The organism is Actinacidiphila sp. bgisy160, assembly GCF_057707815.1.
Map to the genome: position 1 here is coordinate 1 of NZ_JBYIQW010000047.1, position 22,430 is coordinate 22,430.

23 protein-coding genes and 2 pseudogenes are annotated in these 22,430 nt (G+C 72.9%); 13 read left to right on the top strand and 12 right to left on the bottom strand.

Annotated features, from left to right (window positions below; all coding sequences use genetic code 11):
* Positions 1–198: 198 nt before the first annotated feature.
* The 4 genes from AC3EUJ_RS28445 (at position 199) to AC3EUJ_RS28460 (ending at position 3,489) form a co-directional block, all read left to right on the top strand.
* Complete coding sequence (locus tag AC3EUJ_RS28445; protein ID WP_431966263.1) at positions 199–711, top strand: toxin-antitoxin system HicB family antitoxin; 513 nt, start codon at positions 199–201, stop codon at positions 709–711.
* A gap of 83 nt (positions 712–794) precedes the next feature.
* Positions 795–1,637: a DUF4097 family beta strand repeat-containing protein gene (locus AC3EUJ_RS28450; protein WP_431966265.1), complete on the top strand. Its 843-nt coding sequence runs from the start codon at positions 795–797 to the stop codon at positions 1,635–1,637.
* A 74-nt stretch (positions 1,638–1,711) separates the two neighbouring features.
* Complete coding sequence (locus tag AC3EUJ_RS28455) at positions 1,712–2,698, top strand: ATP-binding cassette domain-containing protein (protein ID WP_431966267.1); 987 nt, start codon at positions 1,712–1,714, stop codon at positions 2,696–2,698.
* Entirely contained in the window at positions 2,695–3,489 is a 795-nt protein-coding gene (locus tag AC3EUJ_RS28460) for an ABC transporter permease (RefSeq protein WP_431966269.1), read from the top strand. The genes AC3EUJ_RS28455 and AC3EUJ_RS28460 overlap by 4 nt, the downstream gene beginning before the upstream one ends.
* Before the next feature lie 99 nt (positions 3,490–3,588).
* On the opposite strand, the gene AC3EUJ_RS28465 is transcribed toward AC3EUJ_RS28460, so the two are convergent.
* Together AC3EUJ_RS28465 and AC3EUJ_RS28470 are read right to left on the bottom strand one after the other, a co-directional pair.
* Positions 3,589–5,250, bottom strand: a complete 1,662-nt coding sequence (locus AC3EUJ_RS28465) for an alkaline phosphatase D family protein (protein ID WP_431966271.1) — start codon at positions 5,248–5,250, stop codon at positions 3,589–3,591.
* Positions 5,251–5,364: 114 nt separating this feature from the next.
* Positions 5,365–6,036, bottom strand: coding sequence for an HNH endonuclease family protein (locus AC3EUJ_RS28470; RefSeq protein WP_431966273.1), 672 nt, complete (start codon positions 6,034–6,036; stop codon positions 5,365–5,367).
* Positions 6,037–6,472: 436 nt separating this feature from the next.
* On the opposite strand from AC3EUJ_RS28470, the gene AC3EUJ_RS28475 reads away from it, so the two are divergent.
* Positions 6,473–6,958 (top strand): hypothetical protein, encoded by a 486-nt coding sequence (locus AC3EUJ_RS28475; protein ID WP_431966275.1) that lies wholly within the window; start codon positions 6,473–6,475, stop codon positions 6,956–6,958.
* Between the two features lie 8 nt (positions 6,959–6,966).
* On the opposite strand, the gene AC3EUJ_RS28480 is transcribed toward AC3EUJ_RS28475, so the two are convergent.
* The 4 genes from AC3EUJ_RS28480 to AC3EUJ_RS28495 all read right to left on the bottom strand — a co-directional run bounded on the left by AC3EUJ_RS28480 (position 6,967) and on the right by AC3EUJ_RS28495 (position 10,506).
* Entirely contained in the window at positions 6,967–7,725 is a 759-nt protein-coding gene (locus tag AC3EUJ_RS28480) for a Mut7-C RNAse domain-containing protein (RefSeq protein ID WP_431966370.1), read from the bottom strand.
* A 258-nt stretch (positions 7,726–7,983) separates the two neighbouring features.
* Positions 7,984–8,646 carry an HAD-IA family hydrolase gene (locus tag AC3EUJ_RS28485; RefSeq protein WP_431966277.1) on the bottom strand — a complete coding sequence of 221 codons (663 nt, stop codon included), beginning with the start codon at positions 8,644–8,646 and terminating at the stop codon, positions 7,984–7,986.
* A 168-nt stretch (positions 8,647–8,814) separates the two neighbouring features.
* Positions 8,815–9,348 (bottom strand): hypothetical protein, encoded by a 534-nt coding sequence (locus tag AC3EUJ_RS28490; RefSeq protein ID WP_431966372.1) that lies wholly within the window; start codon positions 9,346–9,348, stop codon positions 8,815–8,817.
* A gap of 171 nt (positions 9,349–9,519) precedes the next feature.
* Positions 9,520–10,506 (bottom strand): peptidoglycan-binding domain-containing protein, encoded by a 987-nt coding sequence (locus AC3EUJ_RS28495; protein ID WP_431966279.1) that lies wholly within the window; start codon positions 10,504–10,506, stop codon positions 9,520–9,522.
* Positions 10,507–10,694: 188 nt separating this feature from the next.
* Between AC3EUJ_RS28495 and AC3EUJ_RS28500 the strand changes: the two genes are divergently transcribed.
* The 3 genes and pseudogenes from AC3EUJ_RS28500 (at position 10,695) to AC3EUJ_RS28510 (ending at position 14,015) form a co-directional block, all read left to right on the top strand.
* Positions 10,695–12,740 carry an MFS transporter gene (locus AC3EUJ_RS28500; RefSeq protein ID WP_431966281.1) on the top strand — a complete coding sequence of 682 codons (2,046 nt, stop codon included), beginning with the start codon at positions 10,695–10,697 and terminating at the stop codon, positions 12,738–12,740.
* A 94-nt stretch (positions 12,741–12,834) separates the two neighbouring features.
* Positions 12,835–13,177, top strand: a pseudogene (locus tag AC3EUJ_RS28505) (PNPOx family protein); the annotation flags it as partial.
* A 172-nt stretch (positions 13,178–13,349) separates the two neighbouring features.
* Positions 13,350–14,015 (top strand): nitroreductase, encoded by a 666-nt coding sequence (locus tag AC3EUJ_RS28510; protein ID WP_431966283.1) that lies wholly within the window; start codon positions 13,350–13,352, stop codon positions 14,013–14,015.
* A 289-nt stretch (positions 14,016–14,304) separates the two neighbouring features.
* Here AC3EUJ_RS28510 and AC3EUJ_RS28515 read toward each other — a convergent pair whose 3' ends face one another.
* Positions 14,305–14,634 carry an antibiotic biosynthesis monooxygenase family protein gene (locus AC3EUJ_RS28515; protein ID WP_431966285.1) on the bottom strand — a complete coding sequence of 110 codons (330 nt, stop codon included), beginning with the start codon at positions 14,632–14,634 and terminating at the stop codon, positions 14,305–14,307.
* Between the two features lie 247 nt (positions 14,635–14,881).
* On the opposite strand from AC3EUJ_RS28515, the gene AC3EUJ_RS28520 reads away from it, so the two are divergent.
* Positions 14,882–15,148, top strand: coding sequence for a DUF2087 domain-containing protein (locus AC3EUJ_RS28520; RefSeq protein WP_431966287.1), 267 nt, complete (start codon positions 14,882–14,884; stop codon positions 15,146–15,148).
* 31 nt (positions 15,149–15,179) lie between these two features.
* On the opposite strand, the gene AC3EUJ_RS28525 is transcribed toward AC3EUJ_RS28520, so the two are convergent.
* Both AC3EUJ_RS28525 and AC3EUJ_RS28530 read right to left on the bottom strand, forming a co-directional pair.
* On the bottom strand, positions 15,180–15,848 hold the full coding sequence (locus AC3EUJ_RS28525; protein ID WP_431966289.1) for a hypothetical protein: 669 nt from the start codon (positions 15,846–15,848) through the stop codon (positions 15,180–15,182).
* A 123-nt stretch (positions 15,849–15,971) separates the two neighbouring features.
* Positions 15,972–16,640, bottom strand: coding sequence for a DedA family protein (locus AC3EUJ_RS28530; RefSeq protein WP_431966291.1), 669 nt, complete (start codon positions 16,638–16,640; stop codon positions 15,972–15,974).
* Positions 16,641–17,161: 521 nt separating this feature from the next.
* On the opposite strand from AC3EUJ_RS28530, the gene AC3EUJ_RS28535 reads away from it, so the two are divergent.
* The 3 genes from AC3EUJ_RS28535 to AC3EUJ_RS28545 all read left to right on the top strand — a co-directional run bounded on the left by AC3EUJ_RS28535 (position 17,162) and on the right by AC3EUJ_RS28545 (position 20,865).
* Positions 17,162–18,583 carry a family 2B encapsulin nanocompartment shell protein gene (locus tag AC3EUJ_RS28535; protein ID WP_431966293.1) on the top strand — a complete coding sequence of 474 codons (1,422 nt, stop codon included), beginning with the start codon at positions 17,162–17,164 and terminating at the stop codon, positions 18,581–18,583.
* Positions 18,584–18,762: 179 nt separating this feature from the next.
* A complete protein-coding gene (locus AC3EUJ_RS28540) occupies positions 18,763–19,530 on the top strand; it encodes a DUF4097 family beta strand repeat-containing protein (protein WP_431966295.1) in 768 nt (255 codons plus the stop codon).
* Positions 19,531–19,620: 90 nt separating this feature from the next.
* Positions 19,621–20,865 carry a hypothetical protein gene (locus AC3EUJ_RS28545; protein ID WP_431966297.1) on the top strand — a complete coding sequence of 415 codons (1,245 nt, stop codon included), beginning with the start codon at positions 19,621–19,623 and terminating at the stop codon, positions 20,863–20,865.
* 52 nt (positions 20,866–20,917) lie between these two features.
* Here the strand turns inward: AC3EUJ_RS28545 and AC3EUJ_RS28550 are convergent, their stop codons facing one another.
* A complete protein-coding gene (locus AC3EUJ_RS28550; RefSeq protein WP_431966299.1) occupies positions 20,918–21,046 on the bottom strand; it encodes a hypothetical protein in 129 nt (42 codons plus the stop codon).
* Here AC3EUJ_RS28550 and AC3EUJ_RS28555 point away from each other — a divergent pair.
* Positions 21,018–21,383 (top strand): annotated as a pseudogene (locus AC3EUJ_RS28555) (1-deoxy-D-xylulose-5-phosphate synthase N-terminal domain-containing protein); the annotation flags it as partial. The gene AC3EUJ_RS28550 and the pseudogene AC3EUJ_RS28555 sit on opposite strands and share 29 nt — an antisense overlap.
* Positions 21,384–21,506: 123 nt before the next feature.
* On the opposite strand, the gene AC3EUJ_RS28560 reads toward AC3EUJ_RS28555, so the two are convergent.
* Positions 21,507–21,728 carry an FmdB family zinc ribbon protein gene (locus tag AC3EUJ_RS28560; RefSeq protein ID WP_431966301.1) on the bottom strand — a complete coding sequence of 74 codons (222 nt, stop codon included), beginning with the start codon at positions 21,726–21,728 and terminating at the stop codon, positions 21,507–21,509.
* A gap of 20 nt (positions 21,729–21,748) precedes the next feature.
* Positions 21,749–22,408, bottom strand: coding sequence for an O-methyltransferase (locus AC3EUJ_RS28565; RefSeq protein ID WP_431966303.1), 660 nt, complete (start codon positions 22,406–22,408; stop codon positions 21,749–21,751).
* Positions 22,409–22,430 lie beyond the last annotated feature (22 nt).

The following is a 22,430-nucleotide window of genomic DNA, read 5'->3' on the forward strand; positions in this document are numbered from 1 at the left end:
CCCCCCCCCCTCCCCCCCCCTCCCCCCCCGCGGTGCCAAGCAGCGCCATCCATGGCGCGTCGAGTGCGCATGGCGCCACAATGACCCTGTCCGACGCCACGGCATTTTGCCAGTTCAGAGCAGCCACAGCCAAAGTCGCGCCACACGTGGCGCCATTCGGGCTTGCGCGTGGCGCCATAGTGGTGCCACTATGACGTCATGGACCTCACGCCGTATGTCGACACCCTCCGCCGCGAACTCGCGGTGGCCGCCGAGGCCGGCGGGGAGGATGCCCGCGAGCTGGCCGAGCGGCTCACCGCTCCCCTGGAGTCGGCGACCCGCCTGACCATGCTCAACGTGCTCTCCGCCGCGATGGACGAGATCACCCGCGAACTCGCCCCCGGCTCGGTCGACGTACGGCTGCGCGGACTGGACCCCGACTTCGTGGTGACACTGCCGCCCGCCGGCGGCGGCCCCGCGGACCCGCCCGTCGCGCCCGTCGAACCGCTCAAGGCCCCGGCCGAGGGCGACGAGGGTGGCACCGCCCGCGTCAACCTGCGCCTGCCGGCGCACCTCAAGGCCCGTGCCGAGGAGGCCGCGAGCCGCGAGGGCCTGTCGGTCAACGCGTGGCTGGTACGGGCCGTGTCGGCCGCGGTCGACGGCGCCCCGCAGCCGCGCACGGCGGAGAAGACCCGCACCACCGGACAGAGCTTCACGGGCTGGGTGCGCTGACCGCACCCCGCGCCCGACCCGCTTCACCCACACCGCGTCCCACCAGCGGGGACGACCCAAGGACTCAAGAGGACGGGACAGCCATGCCTTCTTTCGACACGCCCGAACCGATCTCGGTCACCGCCCACGTGGGCGCCGGCTCCGTCCGGTTCACCGCGGGCGACCGCCCCGACACCGTCGTCGAGGTGCGGCCCCGCGACCCGCAGCGGGACAAGGACGTGCGGGCCGCCGACCAGACCGAGGTCGGCTACGCGAGCGGCGTCCTGACCGTCAGGACGAAGGAGCGCCACCTCATCGGGCCCAGCGGCGCCGTCGACGTGACGGTCGAACTGCCCACGGGCTCGCGCGTCGACGTGACCGGCTCCTGGACCCAGGTGCTGGGCGAGGGCCGGCTCGGCGAGGTCCGGGTGAAGACCTCGTCCAACGACGTCCGCCTCGACACGACCGGCCCGCTGCGGCTGACCGCCTCGCACGGCTCGATCAACATCGACCGGGTCGAGGGCGCGGCCGAGATCACCACCAGTTCCGGCAGCCTGCGCGTCGGCACCCTCGACGGTCCCGCCGTCCTGAAGAACTCGCACGGCACCACGACCGTAGGTGCCGCGCTCGGTGAACTGCGGGTGCGCGGTGCCCACGGCAACGTCGACGTCGAGCGCGCCGAGGGCTCGGTCACGGCCACCGTCGCCCACGGCAACCTGCGCGTCGCCGAGGTCGCCGGCGGCACCGTCCGGCTGGAGACCTCCTACGGCGCCATCGAGGTCGGCATCCGCGAGGGTACGGCCGCCTGGCTCGACGTCAGCTCCGAGCGCGGACAGGTGCGCAACACGCTCGCCGACGCCGAGCCCCCGCAGAAGACCGAGGGCACCGTCGAGGTCCACGCCCGCACCCGCTGGGGCAACATCGAGATCCGCCGCGCCCGGGCCTGAGCGCCACCACCCCAACCACCGCCTCCCCCATCCACGTCAGCCTTCGAACGGAGGGCCCCGTGCCTTCATCTGTCATGCCCACGCCCATCCAGCCGGACGGCCACGCGTCGCCGGCCGCCGTCTCCGCCATCGGACTGCGCAAGTCCTACGGCGGCAAGACCGTCCTCGACGGCATCGACCTGCGCATCCCGGCCGGGTCCGTGTTCGCCCTGCTCGGCCCGAACGGCGCCGGCAAGACCACCGCCGTCAAGATCCTTTCCACGCTCATCACCGCCGACGGCGGGCAGGCCCAGGTCGCGGGCCATGACCTGGCCGGCAATCCGCAGGCGGTGCGTGCGGCGATCGGTGTGACCGGGCAGTTCTCCGCGGTGGACGGGCTGATCACCGGTGAGGAGAACATGCTGTTGATGGCGGACCTGCACCACCTGCCCCGGCGCGAGGGACGGCGGGTCGCCACCGAACTGCTGGAGCGCTTCGACCTGACCGAGGCCGCGAAGAAGCCCGCCTCCACCTACTCCGGCGGCATGAAGCGACGCCTGGACATCGCCATGACCCTGGTCGGCAGCCCGCGGATCATCTTCCTCGACGAGCCGACCACCGGCCTCGACCCGCGCAGCCGCCACACCATGTGGCAGATCATCCGCGAACTCGTCACCGGCGGCGTCACCGTCTTCCTCACCACCCAGTACCTGGACGAGGCCGACGAACTCGCCGACCGTATCGCCGTCCTGAACAACGGCACCATCGCCGCCGAAGGCACCGCGGAAGAACTCAAGCGCCTCATCCCCGGCGGACACATCCGGCTCCGCTTCACCGACCCCGCCGCCTACCGGAACGCCACCGCCACCCTGCCCGCCGCCGCCCGCAACGACCAGGCCCTGACCCTGCAGATCCCCAGCGACGGCAGCCAGCACGCCCTGCGCACCCTCCTGGACCGACTCGACGCCGCCGCCGTCCACGCCGACGAGCTGACCGTGCACACCCCCGACCTCGACGACGTCTTCTTCGCCCTCACCGGCGACACCACCCTCCCCCACCAGCCCACGGAGGCCCTGCGATGAGCACCCTGACCCTCGCCCTGCGCGACTCCTCGACGATGCTGCGCCGCAACCTCCTGCACGCCCGCCGCTACCCCTCCCTCACCCTCAACCTCCTGCTCACCCCGATCATGCTGCTCCTGCTGTTCGTCTACGTCTTCGGCGACACCATGAGCGCCGGCATCGGCGACGGCACCCCCGACCGCTCCGCCTACATCGCCTACCTCGTCCCCGGCCTGCTCCTGATGACCATCGGCAGCACCACCATCGGCACCGCCGTCTCGGTCGCCAACGACATGACCGAAGGCATCATCGCCCGCTTCCGCACCATGGCCATCCACCGCGGCTCCGTGATCGCCGGACACGTCGTCGGCAGCGTCCTGCAGTCCGTCCTCAGCGTCGTCCTCGTCGGCGCCGTCGCCGTCGCCATCGGCTTCCGCTCCACCCACGCCACCCCCCTCGAATGGCTCGCCGCCTTCGCCCTCCTGGTCCTGTTCGCCACCGCGCTGACCTGGATCGCCGTCGGCATGGGCCTGGCCGGCCCCAACGCCGAAGCCGCCAGCAACAACGCCACACCCCTGATCCTGCTCCCCCTGCTGTCCAGCGCCTTCGTCCCGCTGCACTCCATGCCCGGCTGGTTCCAGCCCATCGCCCACTACCAGCCCTTCACCCCCGCCATCGAAACCCTCCGCGGCCTCCTCCTCGGCACCGGCATCGGCAACAACGGCTGGATCGCCATCGCCTGGTGCGCCGGCCTCACCGTCCTCGGCTACCTCTGGTCCACCGCGAGGTTCAACAGCACCAGCGCGTTCTGATCCCGTGCCCGCGCACGACGGCGGAGGGCCCGCGACACACGCGGAGCCCTCCGCTCGCGTGTGGCGTCCCGGCTCGCGGGGCGCGGTGAACGGCCCGGCTCAGTCCGTCGTGAGGTGCGTCTCCATCACCGTCACCAGCGTCGCCCGCCGCGAAGTCCCCTTCGGCGCGCGGGTCTGGTCCAGCCGGAGCCCGGCGGCGCGGCCGCGGAGGGTCAGGGTCATGAGCTGGTTGCCGAACCAGGGGCCGTCCAGTTTGCGCCAGCGCAGCGACGGGGTGCCGGCGCGGCCGTGGCGGGTGAGGGCGCGGCCGATGAGGCGGGCGGGGCCGGTCCAGGCGAAGCGGAAGGCGAGGCGCATGTAGCCGGGGATCGTGTTGTGGACCGGCGAGCAGGTGAGCTGCAGCAGCCGGGAGCGCAGGGGTGCGCCGGGGCGGTGGGCCTCGGCGGTGTAGGCGTGGTGGACGTCGCCGGACAGGACGCAGATCGTGGCGGGGGCCTCGGGGCCGTCGGCGGCGTCGGTGAGGAGCCCGGCGAGATCGTCGAAGGAGCCGGGGAAGGCCGCCCAGTGTTCGAGGTCGCCGGCCTGGCGCAGGCGTTCGCCCCGGTGGGTCCAGCGGCGGCCGCGGCTGCCGCCGCAGAGGGCCGCGCTCCACGCCTCGGTGGCGTGGATGGCGTACGGCAGGAGCCAGGGCAGGGAGGTGCCGATGAGCAGGTGGTCGAAGCTGCCGTCGGGGCGGGCGTTCTCGCGCAGCCAGTCGAGTTCCGCCGGGTCCAGCATCGCGCGGTCGTGCTCGTCCAGGACGCGGGCGGCGCGTGAGTCGACCATGAGCAGGCGGGTGCGTCCGAGGTCGCGGCGGTAGCTCCAGCGGGTCTGCGCCGGGTCGGCCTCCACGCGGGCGGCGAAGGCACGCAGGGTCTCGGTGCCGTCGTCGGCGGCGCGTACCGCCGCGAGGAGCCGGTCGTCGGCGAGTTCGGCGGGGGTGAGGTTGCCGAGGTGCTGGTGGACCCAGTACGAGGCCAGGCCGCTGATGACGCGTTCGTTCCACCAGGCCGCCTCCCGCATGGTGTTGCGCCACGTGTGGGAGGTGTTCCAGTCGTCTATGACGTCGTGATCGTCGAAGATCATGCAGCTGGGCACGGTGGACAGCAGCCAGCGGATGTCCGGGTCGAGCCAGGACTCGTAGTAGAGGTGGGTGTATTCCTCGTAGTCGGCGACCTGGTCCCAGGGCGGCTCGTTCAGGTCGCGGCGCCGGGCGAGCCAGCGGCGGGTGGCCGCGGAGGTCTCGTCGGCGTAGATCTGGTCGCCGAGCAGCAGCAGGAGGTCGGGGCGGAGCGCGTCGCCGGATGCGATGTGGTGGGCCAGGGTGTCCAGCGCGTCGGGGCCGATGGGGTCGGGTTCGCCGGGGGGCGGTGCGGCCCAGCGGCAGGAGCCGAAGGCGACGCGCAGCGGCCGTGCGTCCTGCGCGCCCTCCCCATCGCGCCCGGCGGTGTGGATGGTGCTGGGCGGGTACGGGGAGTCGCGCAGCGGCCAGACCTGCTGCCCGTCGAGAAGGACGCGGTAGGCCGTGGCGGTGCCGGGGCGCAGCCCGGTGACGGTGACGATCGCGTAGTGGTGGCCGGCGATCTGCCAGGTGTGCCCGGTGCCGGTGGCCCCGTCGTCGCAGGCGACGGTCGCGGTGGCGGGGCGGTCGGCCTCGACCCACACGGTGGCCGTGTCCTCGTCCACGTATCGCAGCAGCGGTCCCAGGCGCAGTTCTGCCATGGCGGTCGGCCTTCCCTCCGTCGTCGTGAGGTGTGGACGCCGGAGGGAAGGCGTGAGTTCCCGGCCGCGCCCGGGGCCGCGGTCCCGGCGGCCGGGCGGGGCCGGGACGCGGGGTCAGCAGCCGCTGAGGACGCTGCCGAGCTTGCTCTTCTCGGCGGAGTCGACCGACAGGCCGTAGTAGTACTTCACCTGGACCCAGGCGCGCACGTAGGTGCAGGCGTAGGCGGTGCGGGGCGGCATCCACGTGGCCGGGTCCTGGTCGCCCTTGGCCTGGTTCACGTTGTCGGTGACGGCGATGAGCTGCGGGCGGGTGAGGTCGTTGGCGAAGGCCTGGCGCCTTGCGGTGGTCCAGGCGGAGGCGCCGGAGTCCCAGGCCTCGGCGAGGGGCACGAGGTGGTCGATGTCGAGGTCGGAGGCGGCCGTCCAGGTGGCGCCGTCGTAGACGGAGTACCAGCTGCCGCTGGTGGCGGCGCAGGAGGAGTCGGTGACCACGCCGCTGCCGTCGCGCTTGAGCACGGTCTCACGGGTGTTGCAGGCACCGCTGATGGTGATCCAGTGGGGGAAGAGGTCGCGGTCGTAGCCGGTGCGGTTCTCGGTGGCGACCTTGAGCGACGCCAGGTAGGTGCGGGCGGTGGCGGCGCTGACGGGGGTGGGGAGCGCCGCCTGGGCGGTGGGGCCGTTCAGGGTCGCGAAGCCGGCGAACAGGCTGGTGAGAGCCATGAGGAGACCCAGTCGTCGACGCGCGTAGACACTGCGCCGCGCGAGAGCACTGCGTATCCGGGACATAGGGAACTCCCTTGAATGTGGGGGTGTTTGACTGCTGGAACCGCCGGCCATCCTTCTGCTGGGACGTTTCTGCGGGACAAGCGGCAGGTAACAGATTGTCGACATGCACACGTCATGTCTAGGGGTGGGACGGCACCGGATCCGCGCCATGGCGTCCCCTCGCGCGGGCCGACCCCCCTGCGGCCCGGGCGCGGTAGGCGTATGTGTCAGAGCGTCAGAAAGCCGGCACCCGGACCGATCGCGGTGCGCGCCGCACGACGCGTCAGCCGACGGTGGTCGATGAGGCCGGCGGCGAAGGCGGGGATTCACCGCCGCAGGCTCTCGCCGCCATCAGCCACAGCCGCCGTGCCCCGGGATACGCTGCTCCGCTCCGCACCGACTGGAGGTCACCCGAGTGCTGCCCGCACGTCTGCGCGCCGGAGTTCCGTCGGCTCTGGTGATTCTCTCCCCGTCCGGCTGCTCCTTCCCCTGGGGCTGCACCGACACGACCGCGGAGCGCGGTGAGGCCGGAGTCAGGGTGCAGGTCGAGGACACCTACGGGCAGCCTCTCGGCGCCACCGCCGAGGTCGTCGACTGGCACCTCGAGCCCCACCCGCAGGTGCCCTCCGAAGGCGACCAGGTCCGCTTCCGCTACCGCTTCGACGGCGTCGACGGGAGCTCCGACCCCGTGCTGGACGCCTGCGCCGTCGACAGGGAGCGCGTGGCGCTGGGGTGTCAGCCCGTCTCTGCGTCCCAGGCGTTCGGACCGAACGGCGACCCCACGGGCACCGACTGGCTCGCCGTCGAGCACCCCGAGCAGGTTGCCGGAGTGCTGTTGATACCCAACGACCAGTCCTACGGCGGACGAACCTGCGAGCAGGACATCAAGGACGGCGCCGGGCCGCATCCCCCGGCGCCGGCCCGCATCGGGGACCGGTTGTGAGCCGTCGTTCAGTCAGCGAGCCGGCGATGCGGGGCGTCCTGGGCGGCGCCGAACTCGGTCACCGCGTCACGGACGATGGCCTCGAGGCGGGCGTGGTGCGCGCCCCGCCAGTACGGGCGCTCGCAGACGAGGCACTGCGCGAACACGTCGTAGCTGCGGCGGGTGCCGTGCTCCAGCTTCTCCCAGACCGCGTCCTTGCCGGCCTCCCGTAGCCGCCCGTTGCACGCCGTGCAGCGCGTCCAGGGCTCCAGGACGGGAGCGAACCGGCCCAGCACATCGCGCAGTTGCTCGTCGGGCTGGTCGCTGTAGACGTACGCGCCCGCCCACAACTCCCGGCGGCGCAGCAGGCCGCGGTCCCGCGAGAGCATCACCCGCCGCTCGGCGGCCGACCGGGCGGCCAGGGCGGGGTCGCCGATGTCCTCGCTCTCGTAGGCGGCGTCGACTCCCAGCAGGCGCAACCGCCGGGCGAGTGTGCCCAGGTGCACGTCGAGCAGGAAGCGCAGCGGCGCCCCGGGCACCGACTGCGGCCGGGTGACGGGCTCGACCTCCACGTGATCGCCGGCGACCGCCACGTACGACACGGGCACCTCCCGGCCGTCGGCCAGCAGTCGGCCGACCTCCGTGAGCGGGACCCCGAGCGACTCCACGACGTGCCCCAGCGAGGACACGCCGTCGGTGACGACAGTGGTACGCCCCTCCCGTCGCGCCGCCGCGGCGAAGAGCCGCAGCGGGGAGGCGAAGCTGATGCCGATCTCGGGTCCGGTCACGCCGCTCACCCGGCCAGGATGTCACCCCGGCGGCGCGGGGCACACGGGGTTTTCCCCGGCCCGCGTCACACCGCGCGGTGCTCGATGAGGCTGCGGGCACGCTCCGGCACCGTCTGCCGGGCCGGCCACCTTGCGGCCGTCCTCGCCGAGCCGCTCGGGCGGGGCCCAGGCCATGTCCGCCCTCCAGTCGAAGGCGCCGGAGGTCAGGAGGCGTTCGCCCGCGGCCGGCGGCGAGGTCATCTCCGGTCGCCGCAGGCGCTAGCCGATGCGGAGGAGGAGGGCGCCGTCGGCGGCGACCTCGACGTGGACCGCCGCGAGGGTGTCGACGTGGACGGTGGGCTCGTGGGCCGCCGCACGCGGGCCCACCCCGACCACGCGCATCCCGGCGGCCTTGGCGGCCGCGATGCCGACCTCGGAGTCCTCGAAGACCACGCAGTCCTCGGGCGCGAAGCCCAGTTCGGCGGCGCCCTTGAGGAAGCCCTCCGGGTCGGGCTTGCTGGCGCTGACGCGCTCCGCGGTGACCATGACGGCGGGGAGCGGGAGGCGGGCGGCGTCCATGCGGGCCCGGGCGAGCGCCTCGTCCGCGGAGGTCACCAGGGCGTGCGGGCGGCCCTGCAGCGCCGCCATGAAGGCCGGGGCGCCCTCGACCGGGACCACGCCGTCGACGTCGGCGGTCTCCTCGGCGAGCATGCGGGCGTTGTCCGCGTGGTTCTCCGCCATCGGGCGGTCCGGGAGCAGCACCGCCATCGTGGCGTAACCCTGGCGGCCGTGGACGACCTTCATCACGGCGTCGCCGTCGAGCCCGTGCGTCGCGGCCCACCGGCGCCAGCAGCGTTCGACCACGGCATCGGAGTTGACCAGCGTGCCGTCCATGTCCAGCAGCAGAGCGCGGGCGGGGACGACGGTGGACGGCGACAGCATGGAACTCCCTCGGACGTACAAGCAAGTGGCCCGCCCGCCGGTCAGGGGAAACGGGCGGAACCACTTTGTTCCTACACGATACAAAATCGTGCGGCGGTTCCGCCAGGGGGGGTGCCGGGGCGCCGCCCGCGTCGGGGCCGCCCCGCGTCGGGCCGCGCCCCGCCGGCCTCACGGACCGGCGCCCGGCCCGTCCACGTACTGCAGCAGTCCATAGGTGAAGCCCGCGGTCCGGCGGCCCGCCCCTGGCACGGCCTGCGGATCGGTGAACTCCAGCCGCCAGCGGGTGGGGGCGTCGCCCTCCAGGGGCCGTGCGGGCGGGAACGCCCGGGCCACCTCGTCGACGGTGCAGGACCAGGGCGTGAGGTCGTCGAGGCCCGACAGCCTCGGCCCCGGCTCCCCCGGGGCGCGGACCAGCCACTCGTTCCAGATCGCCCCGCCGCCCGGCGCGCACAGCACCTCGAACCGCAGGGTCGGCCACAGCGGGACCGGCCACAGCAGCGCCGGGCAGGTCAGGTCGCCCACCTTCCGCCGGAGCACCGCCTCGGGCGGCCCGAGCACCGTCCGGTAGCGGCGTTCGCCGCGCGGGAAGCCCCTGGCGTGGCCCCAGGCCTGCCAGCGGCGGTTCGCCTCCCGCATCTCGGTACGGCTCGCCCCGAGCGTGCGCAGCGCCTCCTCCACCAGTTCGGGCCGGTGGTCGGCCATGCGCCGCAGCAGTACGAGTTGGAAGCCCCGCGGCCCGAAGTCGTCGATCGCCACGCCCCCATCCTGCCGGAGCGTCCCCGGGGCCCGGGCATGGCGGCGCCCGCCGCGGGACCGGGTCCCGGGGCGGGCGTCGTGAGGCGTATGCGGAGCCGAGGCGGCGGCCGGCCGGTCTCAGCCGGGTCCGTTTCCGCTTCCGCCGTCGCCGGAGTCCGGGTTCGGCGTCGCGCCGGTCTTCGCCTCCAAGGCCGCCCGGGTGTTGGGCCCGTAGACGCCCTGCGGATCGCCCTTGACCCCGTAGAAGAACTGGAAGCGGGCCACGGCGTCACCGACCTTCCGGTCGTAGTCGCCGTTGGAGGGGCCGTAGTAGAGCCGCACCGCCTTGAGACGGTTCTGGAGGTCCACGACCGCGGGGCCCGTGTCGCCGCGCCGCAACGTCGCGGGCGCGGCCGGCGGAGCCGAACTGGGCGGCTGGGAGACCTGGCCGCCGGCGGAGGCCGTCGGCTGCGACGCGGTGGCGCTGGGTGTCGGGGTGCCCGTCGTGGCCGAGGCCGAGGCCGAGGCGCTCGCGGACGCGAGCGTGGAGGGAGTGACGCTGGGCGAGGCCGGGCGCGAGGCGGAGGACGAGGGCCGCGCGGACGTCGGCAGTTCGACCGCGGGCTCGGAGGCGCCCTGGTCGGGGGCGGCCTCGGTACGGTCCGGTATGCCGGTCAGCTGGGCGGTCAGGAAGACCGCGCCGACGGCGAGGCCGACGGCCCCGATGCCCGCGCCGGCGACCAGCGCACCGCGGCGGCGGCGATGGGCCCCGGCGCGGCGCCTGCTCACGGCAGGGGAGGGATAGGGCGCCAGCTCACGGGACGCGGCGGCAACCGGCACCGGCAGCCGGTCCGAGGAGACCGTGCCGAGGTCGATGAGATCGGTGTCCTCGTCCGGCCGCGCCGCCCCCGCGGCCCCCTCCGGCGGCACCGGCGCCAGGGGCGCGGTCGGCGGGTCCGCGTCGTGCGACGGGAAGGCCTCGGCGGCCCCCGCCGCCACGGCGGCCGTGACGGCCTCATCCGCGTCCGCGTACTCCTCCGGCCCCGGCACGTACGGCCGCACCCGTAGGGACTCGTACTCGTGCTCCTCCTGCGAAGCCGGTGATCCCGGCTTGTCAGACGCCACCGGCGCCCCCTCCCCATGCCCTGACAGACGCAGTGATTATGCAGACCGCGCGTGCTCACTGCCCAGGCGCCTCCGTTTCCGACGGTCGTACAAACGGAGCCAATCTTGTGGAAAGGGTGTGAATATTTGTGGGGTAGTGACGTGAACGCGGTACCGGAGCCCCCGGTGCCCGAGCGGAACGAGTCCGTATGGCGCAGGACGACACCACTGCCCCAGCCGGGCGGGCCACGACGGACGGCCCGTCGGAAGTGACCGACAAGCGGTCCGTGTACGTCGCGATCGGCGCGCTCGCGCTCGGTCTGCTGCTCGCCGCCCTCGACCAGACGATCGTCTCCACCGCGCTGCCGACGATCGTCAGCGACCTGGGCGGGCTGAAGCACCTCTCCTGGGTGGTCACCGCCTATCTGCTGGCCTCCACCGCCGCCACCCCGCTGTGGGGCAAGCTCGGCGACATGTACGGGCGGAAGAAGCTCTTCCAGTCCGTCATCGTGATCTTCCTGGTCGGCTCGGCGCTGTGCGGGCTCTCCCGGAGCTTGGGCGAGCTCATCACCTTCCGCGCGCTGCAGGGCCTGGGCGGCGGCGGTCTGATCGTGCTGTCGATGGCCATCGTGGGCGACATCGTGCCGCCGCGCGACCGAGGGCGCTACCAGGGCGTGTTCGGGGCGGTGTTCGGCGCGAGCAGCGTGCTCGGACCGCTGCTGGGCGGGCTGTTCGTGGACACCCTCGGCTGGCGCTGGGTGTTCTACGTCAACCTCCCCCTCGGCATCGTCGCGCTCGCCGTGATCGCCACCGTGCTCCACATCCCGGTCCGGCGGACCACGCACCGCATCGACTACTGGGGCATGGTGCTGGTGGCGGCCGCGGCGACCTGCCTGGTGCTGATGACCTCGCTGGGCGGTACGACCTGGCCCTGGGGCTCCTGGCAGGTCGTCGGGCTGGCGGTGGCCGGCGTGCTGCCGGTCGCCCTCTTCGTCCTCGTCGAGCGGCGGGCCGAGGAGCCGGTGCTGCCGCTGCGGCTGTTCCGCATCCGCACCTTCTGGCTGTGCTCGGTCATCTCGTTCGTCATCGGCTTCGCCATGTTCGGCTCGCTGACCTTCCTGCCGACCTTCCTCCAGGTCGTGCACGGCTACTCGCCGACCTGGTCCGGCGTGCACATGATCCCGATGGTGGTGGGCATGCTGGTGGCCTCCACCGCCTCCGGCCAGATCGTCTCCCGCACCGGCCACTACAAGATCTTCCCGATCGCCGGAACCGCCGTCACCATCGTCGGTCTGTTCCTGCTGCACCAACTCGACGAGACCACCGCGGTCCGGGCGCTGAGCCTGTTCCTGCTCGTCTTCGGCCTCGGGCTCGGCCTGGTCATGCAGGTGCTGATCCTCGCCGTGCAGAACGCCGTCGGCTACGCCGACCTGGGCGCGGCCACCTCCGGCGTCACCTTCTTCCGCTCCATCGGGGCGGCCTTCGGCGTGTCCATCTTCGGCACGATCTTCTCGGCCAACCTCGCCCGCGAGATCACCGCCGCCCTCGCCGGGCTCACCCTGCCGCCCGGCTTCGACCCGGCCGTGATCCAGTCCGATCCGCGCGGCGTGCGCCGGCTCCCGCCGTCCCTGCGCGACCCGGTGCTGCACGCGTACTCCACCGCCATCACCGGTGTCTTCCTGTGGGCGGTGCCGGTCTGCGCGCTGGCCTTCGTCCTGGCCTGGTTCCTGAGGGAGCAGCCGCTGCGGCGCACGGTCACCGTGCCCGACGCCAGCGAGACGATCGGCACCAACCCCGTCGACCGCTCCTCCCTCGACGAGATCGCCCGCGGTCTGAGCGTCCTCGGCAGCCGGGAGGCGCGCCGTGACCTGTACGCCCGGATCACCGCTCTGACCGGCCTCGACGTCCAGCCCGCAGCCGCCTGGCTGCTGCTGTACATCGCCCGCACCGGCTCCGCCGACCCCGTCGACCTCGCCCTGCAGACCACGGTGCCCTACAACGTCATCGAGGCCGCCGCCTTCGAAATCGAGGAACGCCGCTACGCCGTCCGCCACGGCAACCCGCTGCACCTCACCGAACGCGGCCAGGAGGTCGTGGCCCTGCTCACCGAGGCCCGCCGCAAGGTGCTGGCCGAGCTCCTCGGCGACTGGGACCCCGAGCGCCACGCCGACCTCGCGGCCCTGCTCACCCGGCTGACCACCGAACTCTGCGGCCAGGACCGGGACCGCCCCGGTCCCCACCGGCCCACGGCGTGAGCCAAGACGGTCACCGCGCTGACACGGCGAAGGCGGCCAGTGCGGTGAACTCGGGCTCGCGCAGGCCGACGCGCAGGCCGGCGCGGTGCGGGAGGGCCGGACCGGCGCCCGGCTGCTGTTCGTCATCCCGGGGCGCACCACGACGCTCGGGGTGAACGGCCGGGCCCGCGTCTCCCACCCGCCCGGAGCCGCTGTCGCGACTGACCGCCGTGGGCAAGCCGCCGGCCAGTGCGCTGGTGCTGGGGATCGGGGAGGTCTACCCGCACTGCCCCAAGTCGCTCCTGCGCAGCGGGGCCTGGAAGCCGGAGCAGTGGTTGCCGTCGGACGCCCAGCCGGCCTCGGCCGAGGTGACGCCGGCCCAGCCGCGGATGCCGGAGCTGACGATCGCCGACGTCGAGCAGGCGGAGGCGGATTCGCTGAAGGACCGGTACGAGTAACGCGCCCACCAGCGATCGCTGAACCACCAGCCCGCCGGCCCCCGGACCAGCACGCCCCAAGTTCAGTCGCGAGACAGCCCGTTACCCCCCGCCGTACGACCTCTCTGTTGCCTTCTTGCACGCTGAAGCCGGTAGAGAAGTGGTGGTCGTTGGCCGAGAGGGACGAGAAGACATGGATGTGTATGAAGCAGTCGGCAGTCGCCGGGCCGTGCGGGCGTTCAGCGATGAGCCGGTGACCAAAGAGGCACTCGAACGAGTGCTGGCTGCGGCGACGCGTGCTCCGTCGAGTGGGAACCTCCAGCCGTGGCACCTGTATGTCGTGAGCGGCGAGCCCTTGGCCGAACTGAAGAGGCGCGCGACGTCCAGGGCATTGGCGGGCGACCCGGGGGATGAGCGGGAGTATCCGATGTACCCGGCCGAACTGACCTCGCCATATCTGGACCGCTTTTCGGCCGCGGCCGCCCAGCGGTACGAAGCACTGGGGATCGATCGTGACGACCTCGACAGGCCCAGGAAGATCGCCGCCTTGAACTCGGAGGCGTTCGGGGCGCCGGTTGTGCTGTTCTGCTACCTCGACCGGACGATGGGGCCGGGGCAGTGGGGGGACGCGGGGATGTACTTGCAGACGGTCATGCTTCTGCTGAGGGCGGAAGGGTTGCACAGCTGCCCTCAGGTGATGTGGACGATGTATCGCAAGACCGTCAGCCAGTTGGTCGGGGCAGATGACGGGCTCGTGCTGTTCTGCGGTGTCGCGGTGGGATTCGAGAAGGAAGGTGTGCCACCGCTGCGCACAGGGCGGGCGGACATGACAGAGACAGTGAGCTTCATCGGATGGTGACCGTCGGGCGGTCAAGCACCACGGGCCGCGCTACCGCGACCCTCCGGGCCGCGTCGCGCTCCCCGGCGGCAGCCCCAGGGTGTTCACCGGCTGTGGCCTCATCTTGACGGCACCACGCGCAAGCCCCGTGCGGGCCTCCGCCTGGCCACGACGTTCACCGGCCGCTGCCGAGGCCCCTCGCTGTTCACGCTCTTCGACGCGGCATCGATGGCGTCCGGTGATCGCGGACGACAAGGCGGTTTCCCGGACCGGTGGGCGGCGCCCCGCGGGCGCGGGGCGCCGCGCGGGATCAGGCCTGCTTCGGCGCGGCCTGCTGGACGACCTCGAAGGACCACAGGGTGGACCCGGTGGCGGCCGGCCTGGGCCGTTCCCCGCCGCCCTCGCCGCCCTCGCGGTGGGCGGCCTGCATCGGGCCGGACATCCAGTTGCGGAAGTCCTCCTCGCTGCGCCACCGCGTGTACACGAGGTACTGGTCGGTGCCCTCGACCGGGCGCAGCAGCTCGAACCACTCGAAGCCGTCCGAGCCCTCCACGGCGCCCGCCCGCGAGGCGAACCGCTTCTCCAGGACCTCGCGCTGCTCAGCCGGGACGGACAGTACGTTGATCTTGACGACGCTCATGGGTCCATCCTGCCCCAGCGCCCGCCCGTCGTCGGCGCGGCGGGCCGCGAACCACGCACCGGGTGCACCACCCGGCGGTGACCGACAAGGCGAGGAACGGGTACGGCACGTGCCACACGTCAGCTGGAGTCCGCCGGACTGGCAGCCGACTCCACCCCGATCCGGGACGGGAAAAATCGCGTGCCCCGGTCAGCCCCGCGTGTCACGCTGCCCGGCGGAGTGTCGTCCCGAACGTGGAGGAGTATCTGTGTCCGAGAGCGGTGCGCATGCGGTGTCGGCCCTGTTCTCGCAGGGGCGGCTCACGGTCATCCCGCGCCGGGTGGCGCGGCGTGAGCAGTTGCTGCGGCACCTGACCGAGACCCTCTTCCAGCCGGCGCGGGACTATCACGAGCGCGAGGTCAACGAGGCGCTGCGGACGGTGCACGACGACTGCGCGGCCCTGCGCCGTTACCTGGTGGAGGGCGGCTGGCTGGGGCGGTCGGCGGACGGGACCGCGTACCGCAGGAAGCGCTGAACCGCGTCCCCGCAGGGGCGCCGGGTGCTTGTCAGCGGGGTGCGCCGTCCCGCGGCTGACCGGGGGCGGCCGGGCCGGGACCGTCCGGCGCGCTCGGCCCCTCCCCCGGGGCGAGCAGCAGCACGCACACGGCGATGACCCACAGCCCGGCGAGCCCGAGGCCGATGAAGCCGGCGAACGGGATGAACATCAGCACGCCCAGGACGAAGCCCACCCATCCCAGCCAGTGCGGCAGCGGGCCGGCGTCGCCGCGGGAGACGGCCAGTCCCGCCGCGAGCAGCATCACGCCGATCCCGGCCAGGATGGGCATGAACAGGTCGCTGCCGAGGGCGTTGAGGGCCTGCAGGGCGCCGCCGCCGACCAGGGGGCGGTCGCTTGCCTCGACGAGGCTGAGGGTGAGCCCGGCGCTGATCCAGAAGCCGAGGGCGGCCATGATGCCGCCGGCGAAGGCGACCTGGGGCAGCCAGCCGGTGCGGTCGGACGCGGACAGGACGTGCCGCAGGCAGCCGGCGAAGAAGGCCAGGAAGAGCCCCGCGACGAGCAGCAGGTACAGGCCGACGCCCTGCCTGGTGTCGTGGGTGAGGTAGAACGCCCTGACCGCGACCCCGGAACTGCCGATCCCCGGGGTGTCCCCTTGGAGCGCGTAGGAGACGGCGGCGAGGAGCACGGCCGCCAGGCCGGTGAGCGGTCCGAGTCGCATCGGGGGTCTCCGATCCGTCCGTTGGCACCCCCCAGACCGGTTGCTGTCCGGACCGATGCTCTCACGGCTCGCCTGGGGCCGCCCATCGACGGGGCCCACCCGGGGCGCGGCCGGATCGGTGACTCAGTGGGCCTCGGCGACCGCGGCCCGCTCGGGCGAGGCCGCGGCCTGCGCGGGCAGCGTCACCGGGACGACCGTCTGGGCGCGGCGCTCCCGGCGGAAGACGTACGCAGCGAGGGAGCCGGAGCCGCACAGGGCGACGGCGGAGGTGGCGGTGCCGAGCCAGCCGGCGCCGAGCCACTGGCCGCCCGCGTAGCCCAGGCCCACGCTGTACGCGGCCCAGGCCAGGCCGGCCAGCGCCGACCAGGGCAGGAACTCGCGGATGCGGCGGTGCGCGGCACCGGCGGTGAGGCTGACGACGGAGCGGCCGGCGGGGGCGAAGCGGGCGAGCACGACGAGCGCGCCGCCGCCGCGGGCCAGGACGGTTCCGAGGATCTCCTGGGCGGTGGAGAGCCGGCGGGAGTGGGCCACGTGCTGGTCGATCCATTCGCCGCCGCGCCAGGCGAGGCGGTAGGCGGCCAGGTCGCCGAGGGTGGAGGCGACGGCCGCGCAGAGCAGCAGGGCGACCACGTCGAGGATGCCGTTGTCGCCGGCTGCGGTGCCCGCCGTGGCGGCCGAGATCAGCAGGACGCCGCTCGGCATCACCGGCAGGAAGACGTCGAGCACGATGAACGCGGCTACCAGGGCGTAGATCCACGGTGAATCGAACAGGGAACCTGCTCCGATGAACACCGCGTCCTCCTCTCCCGGCGAGTGCGCGGCGCCATCGGGGGGTGAGGCGGTGTCGCGCAGAAGCGGTTCCTCTGCGATCCGCTCTCAGCCGTACAGCGTACGCCAGCCATGCTCCTGCGATCCTCTCGGGGGCGCGTGACGTTTTCCTCATCTTCGATGGCGACCATCGGGAATAGCACGCGATTAACCGGGAGGGGCGACAGAACGTCCCCGGAACGTGATGTTCCATCCCCGCGCTCCGGCCGCATCATGGACATGCCACACATTCGCCGCCCCGCCACCCGGTGTCCGTCGTCGCACATGCGTACGCCCACGCTTCGGCGGGCCCCCGGCGGCCCGTAACGCAATGCTCACCCGAATGAGTGAGTGCAGGGCGCTCCACCCGATGGGTAGCTTCCGAGAGGAAAGCGGCCGAAGGCAGGGGGGACCACCGCACAGGAAACCTTGTTTCACCGTGAATTGATTTCCTTAACCACGCTTTTGTGCGCGTGGGCCATCAGGCCGCAAGGGAAGGACCATTCATGACGGTTGAGCCGGGTGTCGCACCGGGGGCGACGACGGGGAACGGCGAGTCTCAGCGGAGTCTGGGCACCGCTGCCGCGCGGAATTTGGCGACGACCACCAAATCCGCGCCGCAGATGCAGGGAATCACATCGCGGTGGCTGCTGCGGGTGCTGCCGTGGGTCGAGGCCGCCGGCGGCGCCTACCGGGTCAACCGGAGGCTCAGCTACTCGGTGGGCGACGGAAGGGTGGACTTCGTCCAGACCGGCTCCGAGGTCCGGGTGATCCCGGCGGAGCTCGGCGAACTGCCGCTGCTGCGCGGCTTCACCGACGAGGCGGTGCTGGCCGCGCTCGCCGGGCAGTTCGAGCAACGGGAGTTCGCGGCCGGCGAGACGATCGTGGCCGCCGGGCAGCCCGCCGGCCACGTCTTCCTCGTCGCCCACGGCAGGATCGACAAGCTGGCCCCGGCCAAGTGGGACGGCCAGGGCGTGATCGGCAGCATCGCCGACGGTGACCACTTCGGATCCGAGGGACTGGCCGGCCCTGAAAGCACGTGGGAGTACACCGCCAAGGCGGTCACCGCCGTCACCGCGCTCGCCCTGCCGCGCCAGGCCTTCCAGGCCGTCATGCAACAGGCCGACGGGCTGCGCGAGCACGTCGCGGGCTTCGTCACCGGCACCCAGCAGGCGCAGAACAAGTACGGCGAGAAGGCCATCGAACTGGCCTCGGGCCACGTCGGGGAACCGGACCTGCCCGGCACCTTCGTGGACTACGAACTCTCCCCGCGCGAGTACGAACTGAGCGTCGCCCAGACCGTGCTGAGGGTCCACAGCCGCGTCGCGGACCTGTACAACCAGCCCTACAACCAGGTCGAGCAGCAGGTGAAGCTGACCGTCGAGGCGCTGCGCGAACGGCAGGAGCACGAACTGGTCAACAACCAGGAGTTCGGGCTGCTGCGCAATGCCGACTACCGGCAGCGCATCACCACGCACTCCGGCCCGCCGACCCCCGACGACCTCGACGAACTGATCAGCCGGCGCCGCGACGCCCAGTACCTGCTGGCCCATCCGCGCGCCATCGCGGCCGTCGGAAGGGAGTTCAACAGCCGCGGCCTGGTACCGCACTCCATCGATTTCCACGGCCACCACCTGCCGTCGTGGCGCGGAATCCCGATCCTCCCGTGCAACAAGATCCCGATTTCCCGGGAGAACACCACCTCCATCCTGGTGATGCGCACCGGCGAGGACAACCAGGGTGTGATCGGACTGCACCAGACCGGGATCCCCGACGAGTACGAGCCGGGTCTTTCGGTGCGTTTCATGGGAATCGACGAGAAGGCGATCATCTCCTATCTCGTCAGCACCTACTATTCGGCGGCCGTCCTCGTCCCCGACGCCCTCGGCGTCCTGGAGAACGTGGAGATCGCGCGTCCCGGAGCCTAGCCACAGCGCGCACGCGGCTTCCGGGAGCGGCGGCGCGTGCTCGTGGTGAGGCGCGCGGCCCCGCCACGAGCCCGCCCGCCGGCCCGCCGAACCCCCGGGCGGGGCGGGGGTTTTCCCCACCCCGCTTCCGGTGGGCGGCCTGATTCCGGGCACATCGGACGCTCCGTAGCGTCCTGGGTATGACGAAGAGCACCCGCACGTTGAGGACCCTCGCCGCCGCCGCGGGCGTCGTGGCACTGGTCGGTACGGCGTCCGCCTGCGCGAACGCCTCCGACGACAGCGAGCCGGAGCGCAAGAGCTTCGCGCTCGACGGGAACGAACTGACCATCGACTCCTCCGACAGCAAGGTCGTGGTGAGGCCGGCCGACGTGGACGAGGTCCGCGTCACCCGGTGGTTCGACGGCTGGGCCGTGCTCGGCGACACGCCGAAGGCCACCTGGTCGATGCACGGCGGCACCCTGACCTTCCGCACCAAGTGCCAGGGCGTCGTGCAGAACTGCTCGGTGCGCCATGAGGTGCTGGTGCCGCGCGGGGTCCACCTGACGGTGGTCAACGGCGACGGCAGCGTGGAGGCGAGCGGCTTCAGCACCCCGCTGAAGCTCACCACGGGCGACGGCTCGGTCGTCGTCCGGGACGTGACCGGCCCGCTCCGGCTCTCCAGCGGCGACGGCCGGATCGACGCCGGCGGCATCGGCTCCCGCGAGGTCAGCGCCCACACCTCCGACGGCTCGGTGAAGCTGGCCTTCGACAAGGTGCCCGACCTCGTCGAGGCGACCAGCGGCGACGGCCGGGTCAGCGTCGCGCTGCCGCACCAGCGCTACAAGGTCTCCGCACGCTCCGGCGACGGGCACGTCAGCGTCGACGTCCCCCGCGACGACACCAGCGGCCACGTCGTGACGGTCCGTACGGGGGACGGCTCGGTGAGCGTGACGGAAGCCGGCCGCTGACCGCAACCGCCCGGCCCGTGTGTTCGTCCCAGCCAGGTGGGAGACTGGAGCGGACAACCACCGGCGGCGGACCTGCGGGAGAGGGCGACTGTGACGACGGCACGCTCGTGGTGGCGGCGGGGGGACAATCTGCGCGCCGACGCCCAGGCCGCGAAGGATGCCGCCGCCGAGGCGTTCTACGAGCTGGACACGGCCCAGCGCGACCTGGTGATCTCCATAGAGACCATCACCGCGGTCGACAGCTCCCCCGCCGCGCGGCGGGCGAGCGAGGACTTCCGGGCACTGGGCGAGCGCATCGACCAGGTCAGCGCCGCCTACATCGCGGCGGTCGACGCCTACGACCTGGACCGCGACGAGTTGGAGGCCGCCACCGCGGCCCGCGCCCGTGCCGAGCTCACCAAGGCGAAGGACGATCTGGTCCGGGCCAGGAAGGACCTGGACGCCTTCGCCCGGGGGATCGGCCCGCTGCTGGACAAGGCCGAGACCCAGCTCGCCCGCCTCGCCCCCGCCGTCGAACGGGCCCGGCAGGCACTGCTCGCCGCGTCCAACGCGCTGGACGCCGTACGGGCCTCGGGCCTGCGCGCGGACGACCTGGCGGCCCGGCTGGCCGCCCTCGCCCCGGAACTGACCAAGCTCAACCAGGGCGCCGGCACGCACGGCGTACAGGAGACCATCCGGCGCGCCGACGAGGTGCTGCGCACGGCCGAGGCCATCCGCACGGAGGCCGAACGGCTGCCGGAACGGGCCCGGGAGACCGACAAGCGGATCGTGTCGCTGCGTACCCGGACCCAGGCCCTGGCGACCCGCACGGAAGGCGTCGATCCCGTCCTCAGCGAGTTGCGCCGCCGCTTCAGCATGGCGTGCTGGCAGGACCTGCAGCAGGTACCGGAGCGGGCGACGGAGGCCGTCGGCCGCGCGGAGCAGAAGCTCTCGGAGGCGGCCAAGGCCCGGGACGAGCAGCGCTGGCCGGACGCGACGGCCCTGCTGGGCACGGTACGGGCGCTGCTCGACGACGCCGACGCGGCGGTGTCCGCGGCCGGGGACCGGCTGCGGCGGCTCAACGAGGTCAGCAAGGACCCACAGGGCGAGATCGAGCGCACCCGGTTCGCCGTCCGGGACGCCCAGCGGCTCGCCATGCAGGGCCGCTCGACTCCCGAGCAGCGGCACGCCCGCCCCCTCGACGAGGCCGTCGCCCGGCTCGACCGCGCCGTCGAGGGACTCCAGGGCCGGCACCCGGACTGGTGGCACTTCCTCACGGAGACCGCGGCGGTGCGCGACACGGCGGCCCGGGTCGTCGCCGCGATCCGCAAGGACCGCGCCTCCGGGCGGGCCTAGCCGACTTCACCGTCGCGCCGCGCACGCGTGCGGTGGTGTCCGGCGGTGGGCGTCATCCTGGCGTGATGATCAGCTTGCCGCGCTTGGCCGTGCCCTTCCGTTCGAGCTCGGTGAGCGCCGGGATGGCTTGCGAGAGCGGGACCGTGCGGGCGATGGGGGAGCCGCAGCGTTCCCTCCGCACTTTGCCCTTCTCCTTGCGAGACAGGGCGCGCCGCGCCTTCCTCAGCCGTTTCCCGGCCCCGCGGGCCGCTCCCCGCGCCCCAGGGCGCGAGGACACGGCACGACCGGCCCACCGCCGCCGCCCGCACCGCGACAGCCACCACCCGGCGCGGGCCGACGCCGGGGTTCACCGTCGTGCCGCACCGCGCCGCAGGACCACGCGTCCTGCCGCCGGCTGCGGCGTCGCCAAAGCAAGCCACGCCTCCACGGTGCCCGGCCGGGCCGACGGCCTGGCCAAGCGCGACCACACCGTCGCCGTCCTCGGCGACGGCGCCCTCACCGGCGGCATGGCCTGGGGCGCTGAACAACATGGCCGCCGCCAGGGACGGCCCGCTGGTCATCGTCCTCAACGACAGCGGAGCCCGGCAGTGGCCCGCGGCGGCGCCGTCCCGCCGACGGTTGTCCGGCCCCGCCGCGGCCCGTCAGCCGCAGCAGCCCCCGCCGCAGCAGCCCCCGCCGCCCGCCGCCGGGCGGGGGGCCGCCGCGGCGGCGGAAGCGGTGCCGCCGACCGCGACCGTCGACAGGAGCTTGACCGTGTCGTCGTGCCCGGCGGGGCACTCCGCGGGCGCGGCGGACTCGGCCATCGGCCGGCTCAACTCGAACGTGGTGCCGCAGGAGCGGCAGCGGTACTCGTAACGGGGCATGGGCACAGATTAACCACGGCTCACAGCTTGCGCGCCAGGGTCAGCCCGTCCGCCACGGTCAGCAGCAGCGCCTCCACGCGCCCGTCGGAGGCGACACGGTCGTTGAACGCTCGGATCCCCGCCGTGTCACCCGTGGCGCGCGGATCCACGACCCGTCCGTGGAAGAGCGTGTTGTCGGCGGCGATGATCCCGCCGGGCCGCATCCGCGGCACCAGCTCCTCCCAGTAGTTGACGTAGTTGCCCTTGTCGGCGTCGAGGTAGACGAGGTCGATCCACGGATCGCCCGGCAGCGCCCGCAGCGTGTCCAGCGCGGGTGCGATCCGCAGGTCCACGCGGTCGGCGACACCGGCCTTGGCCCAGGCGTCACGGGCGACCGCCGTCCACTCCTCGGAGATGTCGCAGGCGATGAGCCGCCCGTCCGCCGGCAGCGCCTGCGCCATGGACAGGGCGGAGAAGCCGGTGAAAGTGCCGACCTCGACGACCTGCCGGGCCCCGGTCAGCCGCACCAGGAAAGCCAGCAGCGGGCCCTGCTCGCGCGCCGACTGCATGCTCGCCGCGTCCCCGAAGCGAGCGTGGGTGATCTCGACCAGCTCCTCCTGGACGGCGTCCAGCGGCGGGTTGTGCTCGAGGACATAGGCGTACAGTTCGGGCGTGAGCTGCGGGTTCTTGGTCTCGTGCACGGCTGCTCCTTAAGGTGGCGGC